The sequence below is a fragment of the Enterobacter sp. K16B genome, assembly GCF_020216105.1.
Lineage (GTDB): Bacteria > Pseudomonadota > Gammaproteobacteria > Enterobacterales > Enterobacteriaceae > Enterobacter > Enterobacter sichuanensis.
On record NZ_JAIWJZ010000008.1, the window covers coordinates 74285 to 100490 of the forward strand.

Sequence of the window (26206 nt, forward strand, 5' to 3'; positions counted from 1 at the left end):
TTAACGACCTGCAGTCCAGTCCCGGGTGGTTAATGCCGTCAGAACGTGGTCGCGCCACTCTCCGTCTATCAGCAGATAGTCTTTGGCATAGCCTTCTTTCTCGAACCCTAACCGCGCCAGCAAATTCCCGCTGCGCTGATTATGCGGCATGTAGTTCGCCATAATGCGATGGATATGTTGCGTGCGTTGCATATAGCGGATAGCTACCGTCAGCGCCTCGTACATCAGCCCCTGCCCCTGCCATTTCTGGCCAATGGAGTAGCCAAGGTAACAGGCGTGGAACGATCCCCGCACCACGTTTGAAAAATTGGCGATCCCGATAATCTCTTTCTCTTCAGGATCCAGCAGGGCGAAATAAAACGCGCTGCCCTGCTTGTGAAATTCGGTGATCATGCTGAGGCGCGCCTGCCAGCCGGAAGGGTAACAATGACTCTCATCCCGAACGGGTTCCCAGGGTTTTAAAAACTGGCGATTCTCGGCGTAATAATCCGCCAGACGCCAGGCATCACGCTCATGCACCAGACGAACGACCAGCCTGTCCGTTGTCAGACGCACTTTTGGCACATTACTGCGATAGCCAAACATCGATACCACTCCTTCCCGTCACTTCTGCTTACCCATTAGCTTTACTATACCTGCGCCGCTGCCGTCTGTGAAAACAGTGACATACCATTTTGCCTCCTTTTCCTCTTTTTCGATGAGAACTCTCTATCAAAGCGCGCTTTTGATAAAAAAATATTGTCACGCCCAGGGGTGGGCAAAAACGCAGCGACACCGCAGAATGTTAGCGTGCTCACCATCTTATTTTCCCTGGAGGGAAAATGTCCCGCGTATCACAGGCCAGGAGCCTGGGTAAATATTTCCTGCTGGTCGATAACATGCTCGTCGTGCTCGGCTTTTTTGTCGTATTCCCCCTCATCTCAATTCGCTTCGTCGATCAAATGGGCTGGGCAGCGCTGATGGTGGGCATCGCGCTGGGGTTACGCCAGTTTGTGCAGCAAGGTCTCGGCGTCTTTGGCGGTGCCATCGCTGACCGTTTTGGCGCTAAACCAATGATCGTGACCGGCATGCTGCTCCGCGCGGCAGGTTTTGCCACGATGGCCATCGCCCACGAGCCCTGGCTGCTCTGGTTCTCCTGCTTCCTCTCCGGTATCGGGGGGACCCTGTTCGATCCGCCGCGCACCGCGTTGGTGGTGAAGCTCATTCGTCCGCAGCACCGCGGTCGTTTTTTCTCAATTCTGATGATGCAGGACAGTGCCGGAGCGGTTGTCGGCGCACTGCTGGGAAGCTGGCTTCTGCAGTATGACTTCCGTCTGGTCTGCGCGGCGGGTGCGGTGCTCTTTGTTCTGTGCGCGCTGTTTAATGGCCTGTTCCTGCCAGCGTGGAAGCTGTCGACGGTCAAAGCGCCGGTCCGGGAAGGGCTGGGGCGCGTCCTGCATGACAAGCGCTTTGTCACCTATGTGTTGACCCTGACGGGGTATTACATGCTTGCCGTGCAGGTGATGCTGATGCTGCCGATCATGGTGAACGACATTGCGGGCACCCCTGCTGCCGTTAAATGGATGTACGCCATTGAAGCCGCGCTTTCTCTGACGCTGCTCTATCCCATTGCCCGCTGGAGCGAACGGCGTTTTCGTCTGGAACATCGCCTGATGGCCGGGCTGTTCCTGATGACGCTGAGCATGATGCCCATTGGCCTGGTGAACTCGCTTCAGCAGTTGTTTACGCTGATTTGCACGTTCTATATCGGCTCCATCATCGCCGAACCTGCCCGTGAAACGCTGAGCGCCTCGCTCGCGGATGCGCGTGCACGCGGCAGCTATATGGGGTTCAGCCGCCTGGGATTGGCCCTTGGCGGCGCGTTGGGATACACCGGCGGCGGCTGGCTGTTTGATGCCGGCAAAGCGTTACAGCAACCTGAGCTTCCCTGGATGATGCTCGGCGTGGTGGGCTTTATGACGCTCCTTGCCCTATGGTGGCAGTTCAGCCAGAAACGCAGCGCGAGCGGCATGCTCGAACCCGGCGCGTAGCCTTTCCCTCGGGCGGGAGCCCTTCCCGCCCCATTTCTCAGTTTTTTCTGCTGGTTTCTGCCATTTCACACTGACATACTGGCGTAACAGGATAGAAGCGCCGATTTTTCGTTGAGGAACACTATGAAGAAGATTGTCTTTGCTGCTGCATTCATTGTCAGCGGTCTGCTGGTTGGCTGTAACCAGCTCACGCAATATACCGTCAGTGAACAGGAAATTAATCAGGCGCTGGAAAAACATAATAATTTTTCTAAAGACATTGGCGTGCCGGGGCTTGCGGACGCGCATATCGTGCTCTCGAATCTGACCAGTCAGATCGGACGTGAAGAGCCAAACAAAGTCACCCTGTCAGGGGATGCGGACCTCGATATGTCATCCCTTTTTGGCAATCAGAAAGCCAACATCAAGCTCAAGCTGAAGGCACTGCCCGTTTTCAACAAGGAGAAAGGGGCGATTTTCCTGCAGGAGATGGAAGTCGTCGATGCGAAGGTTTCCCCGGACAAGATGGCGCCGGTTCTGCAAACCCTGATGCCTTATCTGAATCAGTCACTGCGTAATTACTTTAACCAGCAGCCCGCGTACGTCTTAAGTGAAGACAAAAGCAAAGGGGAAGCCCTGGCGAAAAAATATGCTAAAGGCATAGAGGTGAAACCAGGAGAGATTATTATTCCTTTCACCGATTAACCTGAAGGGGCGCCGCGGCGCCCTTTTTTTTACGGAAAAGTGTGCAAAGGAAAACGTTTCCGCTTATGATTTGTGTCCGGCAAAAACAGCCATCCTTATGACTGATCCCTGACAAGCCGGAGCTTCCATGACTGCACAACCCCAGGTTCTTAAAATCCGCCGCCCTGACGACTGGCATATCCATCTGCGTGATGGCGATATGCTGAAAACTGTCGTGCCTTATACCAGCGAAATTTATGGCCGCGCGATTGTCATGCCTAACCTGGTGCCACCAGTCACCACCGTTGATGCGGCGATGGCCTACCGCCAGCGCATCCTTGATGCCGTTCCTGCGGGACATGATTTTACCCCGCTTATGACCTGCTATCTGACCGATTCCCTGGATCCGAACGAAGTGGAGCGCGGGTTCAACGAAGGCGTATTTACGGCGGCGAAACTCTACCCGGCGAATGCCACCACCAACTCCAGCCACGGGGTCACCAGTATTGATGCCATCATGCCGGTTCTGGAACGCATGCAGAAACTGGGCATGCCGCTGCTGGTTCATGGGGAAGTGACGCATGCCGAGATTGACATCTTCGACCGTGAAGCCCGTTTTATTGAGACCGTCATGGAGCCTCTGCGCCAGCGCCTGCCGGCGCTGAAAGTGGTCTTCGAGCATATCACCACCAAAGACGCAGCAGAGTACGTGCGTGACGGCAACGAACTTATCGCCGCGACCATTACGCCACAGCACCTGATGTTTAACCGCAACCACATGCTGGTCGGCGGGGTGCGCCCTCACCTGTACTGCCTGCCTATTCTTAAGCGCAATATCCACCAGCAGGCGCTGCGCGAGCTGGTAGCCAGCGGGTTCTCTCGTGCGTTCCTGGGCACCGATTCCGCCCCCCACGCCCGCCATCGTAAAGAGGCAAGCTGCGGTTGCGCAGGCTGTTTCAATGCCCCAACAGCGCTTGCCAGCTACGCGACCGTGTTTGAAGAGATGAACGCGCTGGAGCATTTCGAAGCGTTCTGCTCTCTCAACGGCCCGCGTTTCTATAGCCTGCCGGTGAACGAGACCTTCATCGAACTGGAGCGTAAAACGCGCCACGTTGAAGAGTCCATCGCGCTGACGGATGACACGCTGATCCCATTCCTGGCGGGTGAAACCGTAAACTGGACGGTAAAACGTTAAAAAATCAATGCCCCTTGTTGTCAAACCGAGAATATACCTGTATAAATAAACAGTATATTACACAGGGGGCCTTTATGCGTATTGAAGTCACCATAGCCAAAACGACCGTTCTGCCTGCCGGCGCGCTTGATGCACTGGCAGGCGAATTGTCCCGTCGTATTAATAATACCTTTCCCGACAACGCGGGTGCCGTAACGGTGCGTTACGCCTCAGCGAACAACCTCTCCGTCATTGGCGGCGCGAAAGAAGATAAAGATCGCATCAGCGAAATCCTGCAGGAAACGTGGGAAAGCGCCGACGACTGGTTCATCACAGATTAACACTGCTCCCTCATTGTGTTTTTTGCCGGGTCGCCCCGGCTTTTTTTTCGTCTGAACATTCTGGAAGTTCAAATTAATTCGGTATCTTCTTTAAAAATCGTGAACGACATGGTGTTTTATTGTTCGAACAATCCTAAAAAGCAGAAAAATGTGTTGCCACCTGTTTATTTTTCCCGTTGGAACCCTTATTACTTGGTATACTGAAGATGCTTTCAGAAAAACATGCATTGAACCTCAGAGCCGTTGTCTTCTAACACGCATTAAGGGGGTTATAATGGAAAAGAATAGTGAAGTCATCCAGACCCACCCACTTGTTGGCTGGGATATCAGTACCGTAGATAGCTACGATGCGCTGATGCTGCGTTTGCACTACCAGACCCCGAATCAACTCAACCGTGAAGAAGCGGAAGTTGGACAGACGCTGTGGCTAACAACAGACGTCGCTCGTCAGTTTATTTCTATTCTGGAGGCAGGTATTGCCAAAATAGAATCTGGCGACTATCAGGAAAATGAGTATAAACGGCACTAACCGTATGCCCACTTTTCACTCAACAGGCACCCTCGCGGTGCCTTATTTATTTCTCCCTTGTCTAACCCCGCGTTGTTAATTACTCTGCTAACAAAACATCAGTTTACGAGAAAGATATGAGATACGACCTAATCATTATTGGTAGCGGCTCCGTAGGTTCGGCCGCCGGTTATTACGCGACGCAGGCGGGTCTGAATGTTCTGATGATTGATGCCCATCTTCCGCCCCATGCGGAGGGTAGCCATCATGGAGACACCCGCCTCATGCGCCATGCCTACGGTGAAGGCGAACGCTATGTTCCTCTGGTGCTTCGCGCCCAGACGCTGTGGGATGAACTGGCGAAACAGACCGAAGATCGCATTTTCGAGCGTACCGGGGTTATTAATCTTGGTCCGGCCCGTTCGGAATTTCTCGCTAATGTCGAACGCAGCGCGAAAGCCTTTAATCTTACCGTTGAGAAGCTGGACGCAGCGGCCGTTACCGCGCGCTGGCCTGAAATTACCGTCCCGGACGATTACATTGGTCTCTTTGAAGCCAATTCCGGAGTATTGCATTGCGAAACCGCGATCAAAACCTGGATCGATCTTGCCGCGAAAGCGGGCTGTGCGCAGCTGTTTAACTGCCCGGTGGACGCCATCACCCATGACGCTGACGGCGTCACCGTGAAGACCCTCGACGGCGAATATTCCGCGTCCCGCCTGCTGGTCAGCGCGGGAACCTGGGTCACCCGTCTGATGCCAGACCTGCCCATTCAGCCGGTGCGTAAGGTCTTCTCCTGGTTCCAGTCAGATGGTCGTTTCAGCGCACAGAATAAATTCCCGGCCTTTACCGGTGAACTGCCGAATGGCGACCAGTTCTACGGTTTCCCTTCCGAGAAAGACGCGCTGAAAATCGGTAAACACAACGGAGGCCAGGCGATCGCCTCCCCTGAAGAGCGCAAACCCTTCGGCGCCTTCCCGCAGGATGGTTCAGAAGCCTTCTCGTTCCTGCGTAACATCCTTCCCGGTGTCGGCGGCTTGCTGTATGGCGCAGCCTGTACCTATGACAACACGCCGGATGAAGACTTTATCATTGATACGTTGCCAGGCCATGACAACACCCTGCTTATCACCGGGCTGAGCGGTCACGGATTTAAGTTTGCCTCCGTGTTGGGGGAAATTGCCGCGCAGTTTGCCCAGGGTATCACGCCGCAGTTTGATCTGACGCCCTTCTCACTCTCGCGTTTTAACGGATAATCCCTCGCGGGCTTCGGACTTCCCGGAGCCCGTTTCATTCACACTGTATTGCGGAGCGATATGCGCAGGATTGTTAACTTCCTCATCAATAATATTCGCGAGCATTTTATGCTCTACCTCTTATTGTGGGCGCTGCTGGCTATTATCGATTTCGTGTACATTGTATTTTATTGAAAGCCCGCACTGACAGTAATTGACATTAATTTATCTTTTTTGAAATTCATTATTTCTACTTGCACGAAGCAATTGAATTAACTTTAGCGTTTCTTTTCAAAATTGCTGAAATAAGAAAAATAAAAATCAATATACCATTTTTTCAGTTGCAATATTATGCCGCCCCGTTCATTTTTACTCTTCGGCTAATTTGAAAATGGACATTCTGATGCAATTGCGTAACTCCTCCCGACACTACGGAATAATATCCATAGCTTTGCACTGGATATTTGCTCTTGCCGTCTACGGTATGTTTGGTCTTGGCCTCTGGATGGTCACGCTCAGCTATTACGATGGCTGGTATCACCAGGCGCCGGAGTTACATAAAAGCATTGGCGTTCTGCTGATGCTGGGGCTGGTCTTTCGCGTGGTCTGGCGACATATTTCCCCGCCGCCCGCGCCGCCGAAAAGCCACGGTAAAATGACCCGCGTAAGTGCCGTCGCGGCACATATTGCGCTCTACGCGCTGCTCTTCGCCATCCTGATTAGCGGCTACCTGATCTCGACAGCGGACGGTAAGCCGATTAGCGTCTTTGGTCTTTTTGACGTTCCGGCAACGATCAGCGATGCCGGATCTCAGGCAGACACGGCTGGGGTCGTTCATCTCTGGCTTGCCTGGAGCGTGGTGATCCTGTCTGTACTGCACGGGCTTGCCGCCCTCAAACACCACTTTATTGATAAAGACGATACGCTCAAGCGCATGCTTGGACGCTCGTCTATTGACTCTGGAGTATAAAATGAAAAAACACCTGCTGGGTATCGCACTGGGTTCTCTGTTATTGACCGCCGGTTCCGCCGTGGCGGCTGATTATAAAATTGATAAAGAGGGCCAGCATGCTTTCGTCAATTTCCGTATTCAGCATCTGGGATATAGCTGGCTGTATGGTACCTTTAAAGATTTTGACGGCACGTTCACGTTTGACGATAAAAACCCTGCCGCCGATAAAGTCAATGTGACGATTAATACCAACAGCGTCGACACGAATCATGCAGAGCGCGATAAACATTTGCGTAGTGCTGAATTCCTGAATGTCTCGAAATTCCCGCGGGCAACCTTTACGTCGACGGAAGTAAAGAAAGCGGGTGATAAGCTGGATATTACCGGCAACCTGACGCTTAATGGCGTCACGAAACCTGTCACCCTTGAAGCAAAATTACTGGGTCAGGGAGACGATCCGTGGGGCGGTAAACGTGCGGGCTTTGAAGCGGCGGGGAAAATTCACCTGAAAGATTTTAATATCACAACGGATTTGGGCCCGGCCTCTCAGGACGTGGAGCTGATTATTTCCGTTGAAGGGGTTCAGCAGAAGTCGTGATAAATACGCCCGGCAGGTTTTTACGCTGCCGGGCGTTATCATTATTCCGGGTCTGGGATCCCCAGTTTGGTATTCAGACGGCCACGGGACTTATTGAAAATCTTATTGCCGTTTTCACGACCTGCGCGACGACGGCGCTGCTCTTCTTCCGGCAGCATGCTCTCTTCACTGCACAGTTCGCTACAACAGCCGTTAAACTTCTCGGCGCAGGCCGGGCACTGGATGAACAGCAGATGACATCCGTCGTTTTTGCAGTTGGTATGGGTATCGCACGGTGCGCCGCACTGATGGCAATGGGCAATCACGTCCTCAGAAATACGTTCCCCCATACGTTCGTCAAAGACAAAGTTTTTGCCGATAAAACGTACCGGTAAACCCTGCTCACGGGCGCGACGGGCGTACTCGATAATGCCGCCTTCAATGTGCCAGACCTTATTGAAGCCGTTGTGCTTCATCCACGCGCTGGCTTTCTCGCAGCGGATACCGCCGGTGCAGTACATCACGATTTTTTTATCTTTATGTTCCTGCATCATCTCAACCGCTTTGGGCAGTTGCTCGCGGAAGGTATCGGCCGGGATTTCCATGGCGTTCTCGAAATGCCCCACCTCATACTCATAGTGGTTACGCATATCGATGAATACGGCATCCGGATCGTCCAGCATCGCATTCACTTCTGCAGCCTTCAGATATTCACCAACATCGGCCGGGTTAAACTCAGGATCGTCAATGCCATCCGCCACGATGCGTTCGCGCACTTTCATGCGCAGCACCCAGAAGGATTTCCCGTCATCGTCCAGCGCAATATTCAGACGTAAGCCGTCAAGGGCCGGATCAAACTGATAAAGACACTCGCGGAAAGCGCTCACTTTGCTTTCCGGTACGCTAATCTGCGCGTTGATACCTTCGCGGGCAAGATAGACGCGTCCGAAGACGTTCAGCGCCGTGAATGCCTGATAAAGCGCATCGCGGGTCGCCTGCGGATCGTTGATCGTAAAGTATTTGTAGAAGGAGATGGTCGTGCGCGGTTCGGTTTCAGCCAACATACGCGCTTTTAACATCTCATTTGATACGCGGTTGTGTAACACTGGCATGGTGTACAGTCCTGGGTTCGTCAGAGAGAATGAAAAAATCGGTCGGCATCATATAGCAAACAAAACCAATTTACATCCACACAATTTACGCTACATTTCACACTCCCTGAGTAATCAGGGTTAACAATTGCTGTATTCGTGCACGTTTCGAAAGCAGATATTTTGGCTACGTCTCAAAAAGTGAGACACTAGCGGAACAGGACGTTTAAACACAGGAAAGACATGACCCAGTTACCAAAATTTACTGCCGCCCTTTTGCATCCCCGCTATTGGTTGACCTGGCTTGGCATCGGCTTTTTATGGCTACTGGTACAGCTTCCCTACCCTGTTATTTTCCGGTTGGGTAACGCTCTGGGCCGTCTCGCACAAAAGGTGATGAAGCGCCGCGCCAGGATTGCGTACCGCAACCTTGAGCTGTGCTTCCCGCAGATGAGTGAAGCAGAGCGTCACCAGCTGGTCACGAAGAATTTCGAATCCGTCGGGATGGGGCTGATGGAAACCGGTATGGCGTGGTTCTGGCCGGATAAACGCATGGCTCGCTGGAGCGAAGTGACGGGAACCGGCATGGAGCCTGTGCATACGCTTCAGTCCAGCCAGACGGGCGTTCTGCTGATCGGTGTCCATTTTTTGACGCTGGAGATCGGCGCGCGGATGTTTGGCATGCAGGCACCCGGCAGTGGCGTTTATCGCCCTAACGATAACCCGGTCATTGATTTAATCCAGACCAACGGGCGCATGCGCTCCAATAAAAGCATGATCGACCGTAAGGATCTGAAGGGCATGATCCGCGCGCTGAAATCCGGTGAAGTGGTCTGGTATGCCCCCGACCACGACTATGGTCCGCAATCCAGCGTATTTGTTCCCTTCTTCGCCGTTGACGAGGCCGCCACAACGACCGGCACATGGATGCTGGCGCGCATGTCCAAAGCCGCCATCGTGCCCTTTGTTCCCCGCCGTAAGCCGGATGGTTCAGGCTACGAGCTGATTATGCTGGAGCCGGAACTTGCGCCGCCGCTGGATGACGCCGAGACAACCGCCCGCTGGATGAACGGCATTGTCGAGAAGTGCATCCTGCTCGCGCCAGAGCAGTATATGTGGCTGCACCGCCGCTTTAAAACGCGGCCAAAAGGGACACCGTCCCGCTATTGATTCATCATGCGGCTCTCAGGGCCGCCTGCTGTTTTAGCTTTAAAAGCTCACCTTCATTGCGGCAATCATAACTCAGGCGCATAATTAGCAGGCTTATTACTTTATGCCTCAGGTGCTCTGCACCTCACTATGCGGATTGTTATGTCACCCTCAGATGCCCCCATAAACTGGAAGCGTAACCTCGCGGTTGCGTGGCTTGGCTGTTTTCTCACTGGCGCGGCGTTTAGCCTGGTCATGCCTTTCCTCCCGCTCTACGTCGAACAGTTGGGCGTGACGGGTCACAGTGCGCTGAATATGTGGTCTGGCCTGGTGTTCAGCATCACGTTCCTCTTTTCCGCGATTGCCTCGCCCTTTTGGGGCGGCCTTGCCGACCGCAAGGGCCGTAAAATTATGCTGCTCCGTTCAGCGCTGGGTATGGCGATGATCATGGCGCTGATGGGCGTGGCGCAAAACGTCTGGCAGTTCCTGATCCTGCGCGCATTGCTGGGTTTGCTGGGCGGATTTATTCCTAACGCGAATGCTCTCATCGCCACGCAAATTCCTCGCCATAAGAGCGGCTGGGCGCTGGGAACGCTCTCCACTGGCGGCGTGAGTGGTGCCCTGCTGGGGCCTCTGGCCGGTGGGTTACTGGCCGATAGCTACGGCCTGCGACCGGTGTTCTTTATCACCGCCAGCGTGCTGTTCCTGTGCTTTGTTGTCACCCTGCTCTGTATCCGTGAAAATTTCACACCCGTCGCCAAAAAAGAGATGCTTCACGCCAGAGACGTGCTGGCCTCGCTTAAAAACCCCAGACTGGTGCTGAGCCTGTTCGTGACGACTCTGATTATTCAGGTGGCAACCGGTTCAATTGCCCCTATTCTGACGCTGTATGTCCGCGATCTCGCGGGTAACGTCAGTAACATCGCCTTTATCAGTGGACTGATTGCCTCAGTGCCCGGCGTGGCGGCGCTGCTTAGCGCCCCGCGGTTAGGGAAACTCGGGGACCGCGTTGGTCCGGAGAAAATCCTGATCTGTGCGCTGGTGATTTCCGTGTTGCTGCTTATCCCCATGTCGTTGGTGCAATCCCCCTGGCAGCTGGGCGTACTGCGCTTTTTGCTGGGTGCCGCCGACGGGGCGTTGCTGCCCGCCGTCCAGACTCTGCTGGTCTACAACTCCACAAACCAGATTGCCGGGCGGATATTCAGCTATAACCAGTCCTTCCGCGACATCGGCAACGTCACCGGACCGCTTCTCGGGGCAGGGATCTCCGCCAGCTTCGGTTTTCGCGCCGTCTTTATCGTCACGGCAGGCGTGGTGCTGTTTAATGCGATCTACTCATGGTTCAGTTTATCCCGTGCGTTACGGCCCGCAACGGAATAAGACGAACGCCTGACAGCTTATTTTTGCATTCATACTTGCAGAATCTGATATTCAGCTATTCTTTCCCTTAAACCTTCAGGAAAACAGGGAGACACCAATGACTATGTACGCCACGCTGGAAGAAGCTATTGATGCCGCTCGCGAAGAGTTCCTCGCCGACAATCCCGGCGTTGAGGAAGAAGATGCTGACGTGCAACAACTTAATATCCAAAAATACGTTCTGCAGGATGGGGATATTATGTGGCAGGCCGAATTTTTTGCCGATGAAGGTGAAGAAGGGGAATGTTTGCCGGTCCTGAGCGGTGAAGGTGCGCAGGCCGTCTTTGATGGCGACTACGATGAAATCGAGTTACGGCAGGAATGGCTGGAAGAAAACACCCTGCATGAATGGGATGAGGGCGAATTTCAGCTCGAACCGCCGCTGGATACGGAAGAAGGACAAACCGCGGCTGACGAATGGGACGAGCGTTAATTTACGCTACTCATAAGGGCCGTGGCTGGCATCGATCGGCAGCAACAGCGTGTCGAAAATCAGCGAAAACGGCAGATCGAGCACAGTGAGGTAGCGCCATGCGGAATCACGAAGATCCCATTTCACGCCCGGGTAATACTGATTGCCGTGACCTTGCCCTGGGATGGTGCGGCTGATGATACTGCCGCAGCCACTAAGCAGGCATGCCATCATGACGACGATAATGATTCTCATGGGTAACCTCTAAAAAAATACCGGCGATTAAGCCGGTATTTTATCTGGCGGGCGACGCTTCGCTTACCCGCCCTGGTTAACAACTTACTTCGCCTTCAACGCCAGCGGATTCAGTTTCAGTTCTTTATAGTAGTTTACCCACGAAGAGTATCTCTCCGGAGCAGACCACACCCGATAGTGAAGACGCGCCATCGTGACCGGGTCGCTCAACAGCACCAGACGACGGTCGCGGTTGAGTTTTTCCGGGGTCTCGTTCAGCGCTTGCTCAACGTGACGATCGCGGGCAATCTCCAGCACCTGGCTGGCGCGGTGACGCGCGGTCGCCATTGCCGTGGCCAGGGCGTTGAATGACGGGTTAAACACAGCGTGCATGAAGCCGTCATCCAGCGAGCGGTTGCGGTTCTGCTCCAGATAGGTGTCGGTATCCACCAGCACCTGCGGCGGGGAATACTCTTCCGGGATCAGGAACAGTTTCCAGCGTTTAGTACGCAGCCCCACCGTTGCACGGCTGGAGATGACGGACACAAACGGCGACAGGATCAGCGAGAAGACGATCGGCGCCAGCCAGAACAGGAAGCGCAGATCCAGCCACGCCATCCCGGCCGCCCATACCAGCCCCAGCAGCAGCTGAGAGCCGTGACGCATAAAGGCTTCACTCCACGGCGTGGAGTCGTCATCACGCTGCGGTGAATTCCAGACCACTTCCCAGCCCAGGAACGCGCTGACCACAAACACGGTGTGGAACAGCATACGCACCGGTGCCAGCAGCACGGAGAACAGCACTTCCAGCAGCAATGAAAGGGTCACGCGGAAGAAACCGCCGTACTCTTTCGAGCCTTTGCACCAGATCAGAATGATACTGAGCAGCTTAGGCAGGAACAGCAGCACCATGGTGGAGGCAAACAGCGCAATCGCCAGCTCCGGACGCCACTGCGGCCACACCGGGAACAGCTGGCGCGGTTGCAGGAAGTATTGCGGCTCCGTCAGGGCATGAACGACCTGCAGCGCAGTCGACAGCGCAAGGAACATGAACCACAGCGGTGCCGAGAGATAAGACATCACGCCCGTCAGGAACACCGCACGGTGAACCGGGTGCATCCCTTTAACCAGGAACAGACGGAAGTTCATCAGGTTACCATGACACCAGCGGCGGTCACGCTTGAGCTCGTCCAGCAGGTTCGGCGGCAGCTCTTCGTAGGATCCCGGCAGGTCGTAGGCAATCCAGACGCCCCAGCCAGCACGACGCATCAGCGCCGCTTCCACGAAGTCGTGCGACAGAATAGAGCCGGCAAACGACCCCTCACCCGGCAACGGCGCCAGCGCACAGTGTTCGATGAACGGCTTCACGCGGATAATGGCGTTGTGACCCCAGTAGTGGGATTCACCCAGCTGCCAGAAGTGCAGACCCGCCGTGAACAACGGCCCGTAAACACGCGTCGCAAACTGCTGACAGCGCGCATACAGCGTGTCCATACCGGAGGCTTTTGGCGAAGACTGAATGATACCCGCGTTCGGGTTGGCTTCCATCAGACGCACCAGCCCGCTCAGGCAGTCGCCGCTCATGACAGAGTCCGCATCCAGCACCACCATGTAGCTGTACTGGTTACCCCAGCGGCGGCAGAAGTCATCGATGTTGCCGCTTTTACGCTTCACACGACGACGGCGACGACGGTAGAAGATTTGACCTTCGCCCTGCACTTCCGCAATCAGTTCCATCCACGCTTTTTGTTCTGCCACGCAGATATCCGGGTTGTAGCTGTCGCTCAGGATGTAAACGTCGAAATGCTCCGCGTTGCCGGTCGCCTTTACGGACTCCCAGGTAGCACGCAGGCCCGCAAACACGCGGTCAACGTCTTCGTTACAGATAGGCATAATCAGCGCAGTACGGTGCTCAGGATTGAGGGGTTCATCCCCGACCGTTGACGCCGAAATGCTGTATTTGTCACGCCCCATCAGCAGCTGCAGGAAGCCCATCAGCGCGGTCCAGAAACCGGCCGAGACCCAGCAGAAGAGGACGGCGAACAGCAGGAGGATGCCGCTCTGCAGGATGTACGGCAGCAGCTGCATGAAGGAGACCCAGAGATCCTGGCCCATCATGTCCGTCGGGTTGATAAACGCCCAGCCCTGGTAAGGCAGGATGGTTTTCATATACCAGGTCGCGACGACCGTCTGTGCCAGCGTCAGCAGCAGCAGGATATAGCGACGGATAGTCCCCACTGTACGCCATTTCTGTTCGGACGCCTGCTCTTCTTTCGTCAGGCGTGACAGATAGCGCGGCGTGACATCACGCCCGCGCAGGCGATCCCAGAAGCGGCCAACCGGGTTGGTGCGCCAGGGATCAGGGAACATCGAGGAACGGGTCGCCTTCGGCATTGCCTGAAGCTGATCGCGTCCTTCGTCGTCTTTAATCAACTGCCCTTCTGCCAGCGAGTCTGGCCATGCCTGCTCCAGACGCGCCTTTACTGACCCCAGCGGCGTATCATCATCACGGGAAAACTGACGATGTTCACCATCCAGCGCGGCGTGAACCGCGCGAATGTTGCTCTCAGGCAGTGCCGCTTTCTCAATATCCGTCAGCGGCATGGCATCAATATATTCAGATGTATTATTCATTGGCAGGTAGCTGATAGCTCCAGGTTTCACTCAGCGGCTGATCGTTACTGACCAGCGCAGCACGCATTTCAGTGGTCTGTTTCGGATCTTTCACTTTCACGCGCAGGGTCAGACGCCAGCCTTTCGTTACCGGGTTGTAACGCACGGTGTTCTCAACGATTTCACCGTTATCACCGATGCTGGCCTGAGCGGCAACGGCGGTATCCGGCGACAGTTTCTTCATATCCTGGCCTGTGAAGTCCACGACGAAAGCCACGGTACCGTCAGGTTGGCGGATAAGATTAGACTGCTTCACATCACCCGTTGAACGGCGAGTCTGCATCACATACGCGTTATCCGGCGCATGCAGCTTATCTTCGTCGCGGCTGAAGGTGATGGTGTACTTGAAGTTCATCTCTTTACCGGCTTCCGGCAGTTGATCCGGCGTCCAGTAAGCCACGATGTTATCGTTGGTTTCGTCGTTGGTTGGAATCTCAACCAGCTCAACCTTACCTTTACCCCAGTCACCGTTTGGCGTGACCCAGGCGCTTGGACGCTGATCGTAGCGATCGTCCAAATCTTCAAAGCGGGAGAACTGACGACCACGCTGCAGCAGGCCAAAACCTTGCGGGTTTTCCATCGCGTAGCTGCTCACGGCCAGATGTTTCGGGTTGTTCAGCGGACGCCAAATCCACTCACCGTTACCGGCATGAATAGACAGACCGTTGGAGTCGTGCAGTTCCGGGCGGAAGTTGGTTGCCGGCGACGGCTGATTCGGTCCAAACAGGAACATACTGGTCAGCGGCGCAACGCCCAGTTTGCCCACTTTATCGCGCAGGTAAACTTTAGACTGAACGTCAACTACCGTGTCACGGCCCGGCATAATCACAAAGCGATAAGCACCGGTTGCACGTGGGGAATCCAGCAGCGCATAAATGGTCAGACGTTTGTCCGTTGGTTTTGGACGTTCAATCCAGAACTCACGGAAACGCGGGAATTCTTCACCTGATGGCAGCGCGGTATCAATGGCCAGGCCACGCGCAGAAAGCCCGTACACCTGCCCCGCGCCAATCACGCGGAAATAGCTGGCGCCAAGCATGCTGACGATTTCGTCGTTTTTATCTTTGCTGTTGATCGGGTAAAGCACCTTGAAGCCTGCGAAGCCCAGGTCTTTCACCGTATCTTTGTCGTGTTGCACATTGCCAAAATTGAAGTAATCCGGGCTGTATTTGATCTTACGTACCGCTGTCGCCGTCACTTCATTGATGGCAACAGGCGTGTCGAAGTACATACCCTGATGATAAAATTCAAGCTTGAACGGGGTTTTAATATTGCTCCAGTACGCTTTGTCGTGATTGAACTGGATCTGCTGATAGTCCGCATACTTCATGTCGCGGAAAACGGAGGGCAAGTTACTTTTCGGCGCTTCGTAGCTCTTGCCTGCCATCGATTTTGCCTGTTTTGCGACATCGTCGATGTTAAAGGCCAGTGCCGATGAGGTATACAGTGATAACACCACTGCAGCACCTAACCAACGCATTTTCATCATCTGTGGTTTATGTTTCATAATAAGTAAGCACTTCCCCCTTTGTGTGCTTATATCGATCCGATCCATTTTAATGGAAACTCAGGCAATCCGACAACATTATCACTGCTTTGTTCAGCTGCTGGCTCATGGATTAAGCAATGAAAGAACCCTCTATTCACTTTGCGTGCTTATCCTGGAGACAGGGTGTCGGTCTTGGTGTAGGGTTGGCTTCGAATGTAACCATTATGAGTCTTAGGGATAAGACGAAAAGTCTGAGAATGCACAACGTTATATGAGCACAACACCTACAGAACGTGAATATTTCCTCGACTCGATCCGGGCATGGCTGATGCTATTGGGGATCCCTTTTCACATTTCACTGATTTACTCCAGCCACACCTGGCATGTTAATAGCCCGATGCCCTCCTGGTGGCTGACGCTGTTTAATGACTTTATTCACGCCTTCCGTATGCAGGTGTTTTTTGTCATTTCCGGCTATTTCTCTTACATGCTGTTTCTGCGATATCCGCTCAAGCGCTGGTGGAAAGTGCGCGTGGAGCGCGTGGGGATACCCATGCTGACCGCCATCCCGCTGCTGACGCTGCCGCAGTTCATCATGTTGCAATACGTCAAAGGCAAGGCGGAGAACTGGCCGAATCTGTCACTGTATGAAAAGTACAATACGCTGGTCTGGGAGCTGGTCTCTCACCTGTGGTTCCTGCTGGTCCTGGTGGTACTCACAACGGTCAGTCTGGTGATTTTCAGCCGCCTGCGCCATCATTTGAGTCATAAAGCCGACACCTTTTTCGCCAACCTGACCATGGGCAAACTGTCCGTGCTCTTTTTGCTGTTGGGGATCGCCTATGCCGCGGTAAGACGTACCCTGTTTATCGTCTATCCGCCGATTCTGAGTGACGGGTTATTTAATTTTGTGGTGATGCAATCGCTGTTCTACATACCGTTCTTTTTAATCGGCGCGCTGGCCTTTATTCATCCAAAACTTAAATCGCTGTTTACCACCCCATCACCGTGGTGTGCGCTGGGGTCCGCCCTGGCGTTCGTGGCCTATCTGCTGAACCAGCGCTACGGTAGCGGCGACGCCTGGATGTATGAGACGGAGAGCGTCATCACTATGCTGCTGGGCCTGTGGATGGTAAACGTGGTTTTCGCGCTGGGACACCGTTTGCTGAACTTCAAGTCCAGCCGCGTAACCTACTTTGTCAACGCGTCACTGTTTATCTATCTGGTGCATCACCCCTTAACGCTGTTCTTCGGGGCTTATATCACACCGCATATCGCATCTAACACGCTGGGCTTCTTTACCGGGCTGGTCTTTGTGGTGGGGATTGCGATTGTGCTCTACGAAATCCACCTGCGGATCCCGCTCCTGCGTTTCCTCTTTTCCGGAAAACCGCAGACGAAAGCGGCATAAACACACGCGGCGCACTGAGTGCGCCGCGTGTGTTTCAGGTGTCCAGTTCCTGCCCGCGCTGGGTCAGCAACCGTTGATACAGGTGCGTGGTTTCTTCATCGAAACAGACAAAGAAAACTTTCTCAGGCATCGGCTTAAGCGACAGATAGCGATAAACGGTTTCGACGGCGATAGTCGCAGCGGCAGCTTTCGGATAGCCATACACACCGGTACTGATGGCCGGGAACGCCATTGTTTTATAGCCGTTGTCGGCGGCCAGCCGCAGACAGTTTCGGTAAGCCTCTTCCAGAATACTCGCTTCGTGCTGGTCACCACCGTGCCAGACAGGTCCAACAGCGTGAATCACCGCTCTGGCAGGCAGATTGCCCGCGAGGGTGATGACCGCATGGCCGGGAGGACATTCACCCTGCTGCTGCCGCACGATTTTACAGGCTTCCAGTAACTGCGGTCCGGCAGCCCGGTGGATAGCCCCGTCCACACCGCCTCCCCCCATCAGGGAGGGATTGGCCGCATTGACGATGACATCGACATGCATTGTCGTGATATCGCCATGAATAACGTCTATTTGCGGTTTCATAAAGCCCCTCTGCAACCCGCCTTTTTCTTAAGTGTATCGCAGAGGCGTCCGGGAGAAAAAACTATCAGAAAAAATCCTCTTTCGCGGTAAGGCGAAATAGCAGGCATTAGCGATACTGGATTTCAACAACGGCGAGCGTTTTTTCAGGGTTAAGGTATTTCATATGGAGCGTCGCCAGATTCGAATCGGCCACCTTGCCATTAAGCGCCTCTTCATAGCTGACCATCCGGGTTTGCATCCGGTTATTATCCGGACATGACATGGCAAATTGACGCTGCTGCGCTGTAACTTCACAGGGGTCTGCCACAATGGCCCCGCGAAAATGAATGACACCGCCATCAACAATAGTGGTCGAATAAGCCGGAAGACTAAAAGCAGAGACGATCAGGCCCAGACCTGTCGCGAGTTGAGCGAAAGCGTTGTGCATTATAAATACTCCTCAATGAAAATCGTCCTTGAGGGGCAAACGCGCTTCGTTAGGGCAAACGAAGTTTCACGTTACGGAACATAACGGCCAGGTTCCTGATATCAGCATAGCTCAACGGCACAGCCCCGCCACATTCACAACGCATTGATTTTATAAATAATTAAAGCGCGCTCCCCGCGGGAGACCACTGCTGCGATAGATGAATCGATTTACCATCAGAAACGGTGACCACAATGTTGACCGTGTCTCCTGCGTTAATATTTAAACTCAACCGCGTTAAATCAATCGTCTGATTAGCGGGTATAAAAAGTGTATTTTGCTGCCGGGAAGTACTTTGGCCCCCCTGCCCTTCCCGTACGGCGATAATCTGAACCTGACAGTCACACGACTCCGTCAGCATCACCTGCGGAATAATGGTGGTCATATTGTCCTGCAAAGACGTTTTAAAGGTTATCTGGCTGGAAAGCGCGGCAAGAAGAATTAAGGTATTCATGATGAACTCCCGAAAAAAAACAGGGCGCACGCCCTGTTTTTTTGTAGCACAGATTTCAGTATTAATACTGATAAGCTGATGCGTGGTTACCTAAACCAATCTGGGTAACATTGACGGTAGAATTAGAGGCAGTCTGATCAACAAGCGCGCCGTTAAATCCACCGTACTGGCTAACATTCATTGTTGAGTCGTGACTGTTCCACTGATCAAGCGTTGCGCTGTTGGCAAAACCATTCTGGGTCAGGGAAATGGTGCTGTCGTCAGAGCCTTGTCCAACATCCGCGCCATTACCGCCACCACTCTGGCTAATAGACAGAGTTGAATTTCTGGCATTAGTCTGCAAGGCGACCGCTGAGTTACCGCCACCGCTCTGGTAAATATTCAGGGTTGAATTTGGGCCATAACCACCGTGACCATGACCGTGTCCGTGACCCCAGCCACCTTGATCAATAAGACCAGCCATAGCACTACCAGAAACTACGATTGCTGCAAGAGCTGCCACTTTGATAAATTTCATGGTAAAACCCCCATCGGATTGATTTAAGTCGCCGCGAATAACTAACGTTGAATAACGCGAATGGCCATTTGCGACTGTTTTTGCACTACAACTGCGGTTTTCTGTGTACCGTACTGCGTGATGCTTGCTCTATTACCCGACCCTTTCTGGATAATTTTCGCACTATTACCATATCCGTCTTGCGTAATATCAGCATCATTCGCGAAGCCGCTCTGAGCGATATACGCAAAATTATAAGTCCCTGATTGATCAACCCGCGCCCTGTTACCTCCCCCTTCCTGGGAAACAATGGACAGTAATTTTGAACCGTCCTGGCGAACCTGAGCGTCATTTGATACGCCCCGCTGACCAATAATGGCTGCCTGATTTAATGATGAAAGGCTTAATTCATTAACCGCAAAGTTATATTCAGCCCTGGCTAAATCTGAATTTGCTGCGGTTACAAATCCAGGCGCACCCAGTAATGTAAACATCATAAATAACGATGTGTTTTTCATGTTGTCACCCTGGACCTGGTTATTAAATCATTTCATAACCATGTAACATGGATATTTGTTAAAGCGACTCGTTTTGTGTTAACGCGTCGTTACGGTGAAGAGTATGTCTGCTGAAACATTTTAAATATCTCACCCGCGCGACTTATTTTTATTTATCAGATCACCACAAAGTTGTAATTTCCGGCAAAAAACACTTTAAACAGGCCAGCTTATTTTTTTATTCACTCCCTTCACAGAGGCGATTGAACAACGGCAGGAAGGCTCTCCACACTGCCCCCCGCATTGTTTAAACGCAACGGCAAAAGAACATTTTGTCATAGTGCGTGACACGACACGTGTTTTCTTAAGTCGGAAAGTCATTCATTTAAAGGATTAGAAATATCCCGTCACTCATACCTGAACTCAGCATTCAAAAAATAAAAGATAACGACTAAATTCAATGAGATAAGAATATTTGTATGATTTTTAAAATCTGTGCAGCCATATTGACATGTACAACTTTTGTATCAAATTGAATCATTTCACACATCCTAATTTAACAAATTAATATTTATTTTTACATTCTGTTACACGTTTAACACTTGCTTTAAACTTCGTAAAAGCTAGATTGAAATTAGATGTACGAAATTGGTTTTATATTTACCTCCCTTTGGAGGTTATGGTTTGATTCTACACACAGCAGTGCAACATCTGTCAGTACTTCTGGAGTCCTCTTTTAATCAGGAGGACAGCTGCCAGGTGCCAAAAAAAAGCGGGGTTTCATCATGTTTAATGAAGTCCATAGTTTACATGGTCATACATTACTGTTGATCACAAAACCTTCTTTGCAAGCGACAGCGTTATTACAACATTTAAAGCAATCGTTATCACTGAACGGGAAATTGCATAATATTCAACGTTCTTTTGATGATATTGCCCCTGGCAGCATTATTCTGTTTGATATGATGGAAGCTGATAAAAAGCTCATCCATTACTGGCAGGATGTTTTAAGCAGGAAAAACAACAATATCCGCGTGCTATTGTTGAATACGCCTGATGAATATCCTTTCAGAGATATTGAAAGCTGGCCGCATATCAATGGCGTGTTCTACGTTACTGAAGAAGAAGATCGGGTGGTAGAGGGCTTGCAGGGTATTTTGCGCGGAGAATGTTATTTTTCGCAAAAACTTGCCAGCTATCTCATCACGCATTCCGGCAATTATCGCTATAACAGCTCAGAGTCCGCACTGCTCACACACCGTGAGAAAGAGATCCTGAACAAATTACGCATTGGTGCTTCAAATATTGAAATCGCCCGTTCGTTATTTATCAGCGAAAATACAGTAAAGACGCACCTTTATAATCTTTTCAAGAAGATAGCTGTTAAAAACCGAACTCAGGCTGTTTCGTGGGCAAACGATAACCTCAGGCGTTAATCACATGAAACGCACCGTGAGTTGGATTGCCGCAGCGGGCTTTCTCCTCGCTGCAGGGAACCTACAGGCCGTCGAGGTCGAAGTTCCCGGATTGTTAACAGACCACACTGTTTCCTCTGTCGGGCACAATTTTTATCGCGCCTTCAGTGATAAATGGGACAGTACCTACACCGGAAATATAACAATCAACGAGCGGCCCAGTGCACGATGGGGAAGTTGGATAACAATAACGGCGAACCAGACCGTTATCTATCAAACGTTTTTATTCCCCACGAAAATAGACTTCGATAAAAACGTCGCCTTAGCGCTGGCCCAATCAGAAGACGCTATTAATCGCCTGCAAATAGATAAAGCCCTATTAAGCACCCGCGATTTAGCAAAAGACGAGTTCTAGCGAACCGATATGCGGAGGCTGTCATGCGTATTGCATATGCAGTTGTTTCGATAATGCTAATAACACCCTTAAGCTGGGCCGGGAACATGACATTCCAGTTCCGGAACCCTAACTTTGGGGGTAACCCTAACAACGGCGCGTTCATGTTGAATGAAGCTCAGGCGCAAAACTCTTATAAAGATCCCAGCTTTAAGGATCTTGGCGTGGATACCCCGTCCGCACTGGACAACTTCACGCAGGCTATCCAGTCGCAGATTTTGGGCGGGTTGCTGACCAACATCAATACCGGCAAACCCGGCCGAATGGTGACCAACGACTTTATTGTCGACATCGCGAACAGGGACGGACAGCTCCAGTTGAACGTGACCGATCGTAAAACCGGTAAAACCTCAACCATTCAGGTTTCCGGTCTACAAACTAATTCAACTGACTTCTAAACAACAGCTAAATAAGGACAACGATCATGCAGCGCTTCCTGATATTTGTTGCAGTGTGCTTATTGAGCGGTTGTTTAACTGCTCCCCCTAAAGAAGCTGCAAAACCCACTTTAATGCCTCGGGCCCAGAGTTATCGTGATTTAACGCATTTACCTTCTCCGACGGGGAAAATATTTGTTTCCGTATATAATATTCAGGATGAAACCGGGCAATTTAAGCCTTACCCGGCAAGTAACTTCTCCACGGCTGTGCCGCAAAGCGCCACCGCGATGCTGGTAACCGCGCTCAAGGATTCACACTGGTTTATTCCTCTGGAACGCCAGGGGCTACAGAACCTGTTAAATGAACGCAAAATTATCCGTGCCGCCCAGGAGAATGGCACCGTCGCGGACAATAACCGTATGCCTCTGCAATCGCTGGCGGCGGCGAACGTAATGATTGAAGGATCGATTATTGGTTACGAAAGTAACGTTAAATCGGGTGGTGCGGGTGCGCGTTACTTCGGTATCGGCGCGGATACCCAGTATCAGCTCGACCAAATCGCCGTTAACCTGCGTGTGGTCAACGTCAGTACGGGTGAAGTGCTCTCTTCGGTGAACACCAGCAAAACCATCCTGTCCTATGAAGTGCAGGCAGGGGTGTTCCGCTTCATCGATTACCAGCGTTTGCTGGAGGGTGAAATTGGCTACACCTCTAACGAACCGGTCATGATGTGCCTGATGTCAGCCATTGAAACCGGCGTGATCTTCTTAATCAACGACGGTATCGATCGCGGATTGTGGGATCTGCAAAATAAAGCGGACGTCCAGAACCCGATACTGGTGAAATACCGCGATATGTCAGTGCCTCCGGAATCCTGACAGGAAGCGTATAAAAAAGGCGAGATGATTATCTCGCCTTTTTTTATTCACTCACCGTCGCGACGTTTTGCGCTTTTTCCCGCCTCGATGCCAGCCAAAGTCCGCTGTTTTTCATGGCATAGCCAAACAGCAGGCCCAGCAGCAGCGAAGGGACCACCAGCTTCCAGTCGCCCTGCCCTGCAAACGTCGCGCACGCTCCCATAAAGGTGCCCGGCACGAACGAAAGCAGCAGATGCTTGGCCTGGATGCACATCAGGAAGGCGACAACACCCGTCATGATATACCCCAGCAGCTCCAGATGCGGCGCCAGCGAGCTGCCTTTCATGATCACCAACGCCCAGATAACACCGCTCATCAGCGTGCAACCTGAGATAAAGAGCCCTTTTATGCCGCCCTGCGGGCAGGCGAAATAGGCCGTACAGCCGAGGAACCCGGCCCAGCTGAGCAATCCGAGAGACACGGCCACCCACCCCCACAGCCCGGAGAGAATGCCTGTCGTTAATGCGATACAAAGTAATATGTTCATGGCGCGCATCTTAGCAGAAGCGCACCATGGAAATGCGATCATCCGCACATTACGTGCAAATTGAAATGTAGAGTTGCAGAATTTATGTGACGAGCATCACTCTTCGTTCTCTTCTTCCAGCTCATCCCACATTGCCGCGATGGCGTCGCGGGTCAACGGCGCCAGCGCTCTCCAGAATGGCGAGGTTGCATGCGCTTCGACTTTACCCAGGAAAGTCCCGACCCACGGCAACAGGTACGTTTCGAACAAGGTTTCGATGGCTTCGTTCTCATCATCCCCCGCGTTGTCCTCGATCCAGGACGCGGCCAGCAGCAGCGTACCGATATGGTCCGCAGGGGTATCGGTCAGCGGCATCCCACGCGTGGAGAGAAAAGCACGGACTTCCGCTTCCGTTGCCCCTTCCTGCCAGGCAGAACGGTATGGCGAAACGCGGCACTCATCCCCCACGAACAGGGCATTGTAATCCGTCGCAATCTGCTGCATGTCGCAGCTTTTTTGCAGACGCTCCAGTAAATCATCCTGTTCCAGCGGCCAGTTCTGCGCCAGTTTCCCTTCACGAATCAATGTAAAGAGCGGAACCAGCAGCGGGTCTTGTGGCTGACGGTAATACAGCGTACCCAGCACGCGGCAGAGGATGGAAAACTCATTCATTTTTTTATTCCATTACACAATTAAAGATCGGCAAATTCGGCAATCGGCTCCATTCCGCGCGACTCGAGGAAATCGAGCATGCGGCGTGGGGTGACGTTCAGGATTTGCGCTTCCGGGAAGTCAACGTCATTCAGCACTTTCAGGCACTCGCTAAAGTCACCGAGCGTGAACGCGGTATGGGAATCTGAACCCAGTGCCACCATGCCACCCGCATCACGGACGGCGGCCGCCACTTCGCGACAATTAGCTTCACTGCCCTTACGCGAGTGAACAAAGGAGGAGTTGTTAATTTCCAGCGCCACGCGGTGTTTTGCAGCCGCCTGCGCGACAGCCTGAATATCAATCGGGTACTTCGGGTTGCCCGGGTGGCTGATAATATGCACATTGCCGCTGGCAATGGTGGCGATCATCGCCGCGGTGTTGGTCTCTTTATCCTGAGGCGCAAAGACCGGTTCATGGAAACCAGCAAGGATAAGATCAAGCGAGGTTAGCATCGGGCCGGTGCAGTCGATTTCACCGTCGATGTTTTTGATGTTTGCCTCAATGCCGCGCAGTATTCCGATGCCGTCCACCAGACGTGGCCAGATCCGCATATTCACAAAATGCCAGTAGTGCGGTGCATCCGCCATATCCGGGCCATGATCGGTGATCGCAAAAAGCGTGATGCCTTTGAGCTTCGCCTGGGCGATATAATCATGGAGGTTGCTATACGCGTGGGTACTGGCGACGGTGTGCATATGCAGGTCAACGGGATACATCTCTCTCTCCTCTGCGGTTTTTCCAAAGGATAGCAGTTATCAGCAGCGAATATTAGCAAAAACCCGGCAAACGCCGGGTTTCTCTCAGTATCCACGCTGTCTGTCGACCTGGCCGCTGACCGCGTTGCCTTTTTCCAGTTCGCTGATGGTATGGGATATATAGGCCACCGCTTCAGCCGGGCGCGTCACGGCCGCCACGTGCGGAGTCATCGCCACACGCGGATGTGCCCACAGCGGGCTCTCCTTCGGCAGCGGCTCACGGCTATAGACATCCAGCATGGCACCTTTTAACTTGCCGCTGTCCAGCGCCTTCAGCAGATCCGGCTCGACCAGATGCACTCCGCGCGCCAGGTTCATCAGGTAGCTCTCATCGGCTAACTGGTTGAGCAAGGCTTCATTGATGATCCCTGCCGTTTCCGCCGTGTTTGGCAGCAAATTGATGAGTACCCGTGTGCCTTTCAGGAAAGCCGGGAGCTCATCGGTTCCGGCAAAGCTCGCTACGCCAGGATAATCCTTGCGGCTGCGGCTCCAGCAGCGCAGCGGGAACCCCCACGGGGCGAGGGCTTCAGCCACTCTGGATCCCAGCACACCGGCACCAAGAATGCCGATGGTGAAATCCTCGCGCTGATACTCCGGCAGCGGCTCCCAGTGGGCTTGCTGTTTAAACGCCTGATAATCATCAAAGCGGCGGAACCAGTGCAGCACCTGGCTCACGGCGTATTCCTGCATTTGCTGGCCCATTCCGGTATCTTCCAGGCGGAACAGAGGTGTGGCGTCCGGCAGCATTTCAGGGTGCGCCTTCAGTTTGCTCAGGATGGAATCCACCCCGGCACCCAGGGCAAAAACGGCCTTCAGGTTACGTCCCTGAAGCATTTCTACCGGCGGATGCCAGACCAGCGCATAGTCTGCATGTTCGTTATCACCCCGCCTCCACTCGCGAACGCGTGCGCCGGGGATCGCCGCCGTGAGCGCCTTGATCCAGTAAGCCGTATCAAAAGTAGGGTGATAAAAGAGTATATCCATAGTGATTCCTGCCTTTTATTGCGCTGATTTATTTTGCTTTTTAACTGGAGTGCCAGCATAACAAATTTATTGCACAAGGGTGTTGCTGATAAAAAAGACGCTTTCAGCACATTTAAGAATCATGTTGCCTGAAGTTTGTCTAAACGCGCTAAATTACTGAAAAAGTGAGTTGACGGCAGTTCAGCTTTTCCTTACATTAGCGCCCGTCCCGACAACAACGGGATGACAATATGGTGAGGTGTCCGAGTGGCTGAAGGAGCACGCCTGGAAAGT

The 26206-nt window shown here is 52.7% G+C and carries 31 protein-coding genes; 17 read left to right on the top strand and 14 right to left on the bottom strand.

What is annotated here, in order from left to right:
* Positions 1 to 585 (bottom strand): ribosomal protein S5-alanine N-acetyltransferase, encoded by a 585-nt coding sequence (gene rimJ / locus LDK53_RS02215; RefSeq protein WP_008500822.1) that lies wholly within the window; start codon positions 583 to 585, stop codon positions 1 to 3.
* Between the two features lie 236 nt (positions 586 to 821).
* Between rimJ and mdtH the strand changes: the two genes are divergently transcribed.
* The 9 genes from mdtH (at position 822) to LDK53_RS02260 (ending at position 7501) form a co-directional block, all read left to right on the top strand.
* On the top strand, positions 822 to 2030 hold the full coding sequence (gene mdtH / locus LDK53_RS02220) for a multidrug efflux MFS transporter MdtH (RefSeq protein ID WP_025755838.1): 1209 nt from the start codon (positions 822 to 824) through the stop codon (positions 2028 to 2030).
* A 123-nt stretch (positions 2031 to 2153) separates the two neighbouring features.
* The gene (locus tag LDK53_RS02225) at positions 2154 to 2714 is read left to right on the top strand and encodes a lipoprotein (RefSeq protein ID WP_025755839.1); all 561 of its coding nucleotides are present in this window, start codon (positions 2154 to 2156) and stop codon (positions 2712 to 2714) included.
* Between the two features lie 127 nt (positions 2715 to 2841).
* The gene (pyrC, locus tag LDK53_RS02230; RefSeq protein ID WP_225283906.1) at positions 2842 to 3888 is read left to right on the top strand and encodes a dihydroorotase; all 1047 of its coding nucleotides are present in this window, start codon (positions 2842 to 2844) and stop codon (positions 3886 to 3888) included.
* Between the two features lie 74 nt (positions 3889 to 3962).
* On the top strand, positions 3963 to 4208 hold the full coding sequence (gene dinI / locus LDK53_RS02235; protein WP_025755841.1) for a DNA damage-inducible protein I: 246 nt from the start codon (positions 3963 to 3965) through the stop codon (positions 4206 to 4208).
* Between the two features lie 274 nt (positions 4209 to 4482).
* Positions 4483 to 4737 (top strand): biofilm formation regulator BssS, encoded by a 255-nt coding sequence (gene bssS / locus LDK53_RS02240; RefSeq protein ID WP_008500827.1) that lies wholly within the window; start codon positions 4483 to 4485, stop codon positions 4735 to 4737.
* A gap of 116 nt (positions 4738 to 4853) precedes the next feature.
* Positions 4854 to 5972 (top strand): N-methyl-L-tryptophan oxidase, encoded by a 1119-nt coding sequence (solA, locus tag LDK53_RS02245; RefSeq protein ID WP_225283908.1) that lies wholly within the window; start codon positions 4854 to 4856, stop codon positions 5970 to 5972.
* Between the two features lie 60 nt (positions 5973 to 6032).
* Positions 6033 to 6146: a DUF2770 family protein gene (locus LDK53_RS02250; protein WP_032672401.1), complete on the top strand. Its 114-nt coding sequence runs from the start codon at positions 6033 to 6035 to the stop codon at positions 6144 to 6146.
* A 208-nt stretch (positions 6147 to 6354) separates the two neighbouring features.
* Positions 6355 to 6921, top strand: a complete 567-nt coding sequence (locus LDK53_RS02255) for a cytochrome b (protein WP_225283910.1) — start codon at positions 6355 to 6357, stop codon at positions 6919 to 6921.
* 1 nt (position 6922) lies between these two features.
* The gene (locus LDK53_RS02260; protein WP_225283921.1) at positions 6923 to 7501 is read left to right on the top strand and encodes a YceI family protein; all 579 of its coding nucleotides are present in this window, start codon (positions 6923 to 6925) and stop codon (positions 7499 to 7501) included.
* A 41-nt stretch (positions 7502 to 7542) separates the two neighbouring features.
* Here LDK53_RS02260 and LDK53_RS02265 read toward each other — a convergent pair whose 3' ends face one another.
* Positions 7543 to 8592 carry a rhodanese-related sulfurtransferase gene (locus tag LDK53_RS02265; RefSeq protein WP_045285013.1) on the bottom strand — a complete coding sequence of 350 codons (1050 nt, stop codon included), beginning with the start codon at positions 8590 to 8592 and terminating at the stop codon, positions 7543 to 7545.
* 222 nt (positions 8593 to 8814) lie between these two features.
* Here LDK53_RS02265 and LDK53_RS02270 point away from each other — a divergent pair, with 222 nt between their 5' ends.
* The 3 genes from LDK53_RS02270 to LDK53_RS02280 all read left to right on the top strand — a co-directional run bounded on the left by LDK53_RS02270 (position 8815) and on the right by LDK53_RS02280 (position 11572).
* Positions 8815 to 9741 carry a Kdo(2)-lipid IV(A) acyltransferase gene (locus tag LDK53_RS02270; protein ID WP_225283923.1) on the top strand — a complete coding sequence of 309 codons (927 nt, stop codon included), beginning with the start codon at positions 8815 to 8817 and terminating at the stop codon, positions 9739 to 9741.
* 141 nt (positions 9742 to 9882) lie between these two features.
* Positions 9883 to 11100, top strand: coding sequence for a multidrug efflux MFS transporter MdtG (gene mdtG, locus LDK53_RS02275; RefSeq protein WP_225283926.1), 1218 nt, complete (start codon positions 9883 to 9885; stop codon positions 11098 to 11100).
* 97 nt (positions 11101 to 11197) lie between these two features.
* The gene (locus LDK53_RS02280; protein ID WP_008500834.1) at positions 11198 to 11572 is read left to right on the top strand and encodes a MysB family protein; all 375 of its coding nucleotides are present in this window, start codon (positions 11198 to 11200) and stop codon (positions 11570 to 11572) included.
* 6 nt (positions 11573 to 11578) lie between these two features.
* Here the strand turns inward: LDK53_RS02280 and LDK53_RS02285 are convergent, their stop codons facing one another.
* The 3 genes from LDK53_RS02285 to mdoG all read right to left on the bottom strand — a co-directional run bounded on the left by LDK53_RS02285 (position 11579) and on the right by mdoG (position 15965).
* Positions 11579 to 11806, bottom strand: coding sequence for a YceK/YidQ family lipoprotein (locus tag LDK53_RS02285; RefSeq protein ID WP_024908995.1), 228 nt, complete (start codon positions 11804 to 11806; stop codon positions 11579 to 11581).
* Between the two features lie 84 nt (positions 11807 to 11890).
* Positions 11891 to 14419 (bottom strand): glucans biosynthesis glucosyltransferase MdoH, encoded by a 2529-nt coding sequence (gene mdoH / locus LDK53_RS02290; protein ID WP_047958254.1) that lies wholly within the window; start codon positions 14417 to 14419, stop codon positions 11891 to 11893.
* The gene (mdoG, locus tag LDK53_RS02295; protein WP_032672403.1) at positions 14412 to 15965 is read right to left on the bottom strand and encodes a glucans biosynthesis protein MdoG; all 1554 of its coding nucleotides are present in this window, start codon (positions 15963 to 15965) and stop codon (positions 14412 to 14414) included. Before mdoG ends, mdoH begins: the two co-directional genes overlap by 8 nt.
* Positions 15966 to 16218: 253 nt before the next feature.
* Here mdoG and mdoC point away from each other — a divergent pair, with 253 nt between their 5' ends.
* Positions 16219 to 17358, top strand: coding sequence for a glucans biosynthesis protein MdoC (gene mdoC, locus LDK53_RS02300; protein WP_225283927.1), 1140 nt, complete (start codon positions 16219 to 16221; stop codon positions 17356 to 17358).
* 34 nt (positions 17359 to 17392) lie between these two features.
* Here mdoC and ymdB read toward each other — a convergent pair whose 3' ends face one another.
* The 5 genes from ymdB to csgB all read right to left on the bottom strand — a co-directional run bounded on the left by ymdB (position 17393) and on the right by csgB (position 19869).
* Complete coding sequence (gene ymdB / locus LDK53_RS02305) at positions 17393 to 17935, bottom strand: O-acetyl-ADP-ribose deacetylase (RefSeq protein WP_025755850.1); 543 nt, start codon at positions 17933 to 17935, stop codon at positions 17393 to 17395.
* A gap of 106 nt (positions 17936 to 18041) precedes the next feature.
* Positions 18042 to 18362, bottom strand: a complete 321-nt coding sequence (locus LDK53_RS02310; protein ID WP_025755851.1) for a type 1 fimbrial protein — start codon at positions 18360 to 18362, stop codon at positions 18042 to 18044.
* Between the two features lie 160 nt (positions 18363 to 18522).
* Positions 18523 to 18855, bottom strand: a complete 333-nt coding sequence (gene csgC, locus LDK53_RS02315; RefSeq protein ID WP_045285017.1) for a curli assembly chaperone CsgC — start codon at positions 18853 to 18855, stop codon at positions 18523 to 18525.
* Between the two features lie 61 nt (positions 18856 to 18916).
* Positions 18917 to 19372, bottom strand: a complete 456-nt coding sequence (gene csgA / locus LDK53_RS02320; RefSeq protein WP_025755853.1) for a curli major subunit CsgA — start codon at positions 19370 to 19372, stop codon at positions 18917 to 18919.
* Positions 19373 to 19413: 41 nt separating this feature from the next.
* The gene (csgB, locus tag LDK53_RS02325) at positions 19414 to 19869 is read right to left on the bottom strand and encodes a curli minor subunit CsgB (RefSeq protein WP_025755854.1); all 456 of its coding nucleotides are present in this window, start codon (positions 19867 to 19869) and stop codon (positions 19414 to 19416) included.
* 764 nt (positions 19870 to 20633) lie between these two features.
* Here csgB and csgD point away from each other — a divergent pair.
* The 4 genes from csgD to csgG are packed head-to-tail and all read left to right on the top strand — an operon-like array spanning position 20634 to position 22975.
* On the top strand, positions 20634 to 21284 hold the full coding sequence (csgD, locus tag LDK53_RS02330) for a biofilm master transcriptional regulator CsgD (RefSeq protein WP_045284619.1): 651 nt from the start codon (positions 20634 to 20636) through the stop codon (positions 21282 to 21284).
* Positions 21285 to 21288: 4 nt separating this feature from the next.
* Positions 21289 to 21678, top strand: coding sequence for a curli production assembly/transport protein CsgE (gene csgE, locus LDK53_RS02335; RefSeq protein WP_025755856.1), 390 nt, complete (start codon positions 21289 to 21291; stop codon positions 21676 to 21678).
* 23 nt (positions 21679 to 21701) lie between these two features.
* The gene (gene csgF / locus LDK53_RS02340; protein WP_025755857.1) at positions 21702 to 22115 is read left to right on the top strand and encodes a curli production assembly/transport protein CsgF; all 414 of its coding nucleotides are present in this window, start codon (positions 21702 to 21704) and stop codon (positions 22113 to 22115) included.
* A 26-nt stretch (positions 22116 to 22141) separates the two neighbouring features.
* Positions 22142 to 22975 (top strand): curli production assembly/transport protein CsgG, encoded by an 834-nt coding sequence (gene csgG, locus LDK53_RS02345; protein WP_025755858.1) that lies wholly within the window; start codon positions 22142 to 22144, stop codon positions 22973 to 22975.
* Positions 22976 to 23018: 43 nt separating this feature from the next.
* Here the strand turns inward: csgG and LDK53_RS02350 are convergent, their stop codons facing one another.
* From LDK53_RS02350 to ghrA, 4 genes are all read right to left on the bottom strand, one after another.
* A complete protein-coding gene (locus LDK53_RS02350) occupies positions 23019 to 23501 on the bottom strand; it encodes a DUF1097 domain-containing protein (protein WP_225283929.1) in 483 nt (160 codons plus the stop codon).
* Between the two features lie 96 nt (positions 23502 to 23597).
* A complete protein-coding gene (locus tag LDK53_RS02355; RefSeq protein ID WP_025755860.1) occupies positions 23598 to 24152 on the bottom strand; it encodes a molecular chaperone in 555 nt (184 codons plus the stop codon).
* 20 nt (positions 24153 to 24172) lie between these two features.
* Positions 24173 to 24910 (bottom strand): phosphatase, encoded by a 738-nt coding sequence (locus LDK53_RS02360; RefSeq protein ID WP_047958251.1) that lies wholly within the window; start codon positions 24908 to 24910, stop codon positions 24173 to 24175.
* An 84-nt stretch (positions 24911 to 24994) separates the two neighbouring features.
* Positions 24995 to 25933: a glyoxylate/hydroxypyruvate reductase GhrA gene (gene ghrA / locus LDK53_RS02365; RefSeq protein ID WP_225283931.1), complete on the bottom strand. Its 939-nt coding sequence runs from the start codon at positions 25931 to 25933 to the stop codon at positions 24995 to 24997.
* Between the last annotated feature and the right edge of the window lie 273 nt (positions 25934 to 26206).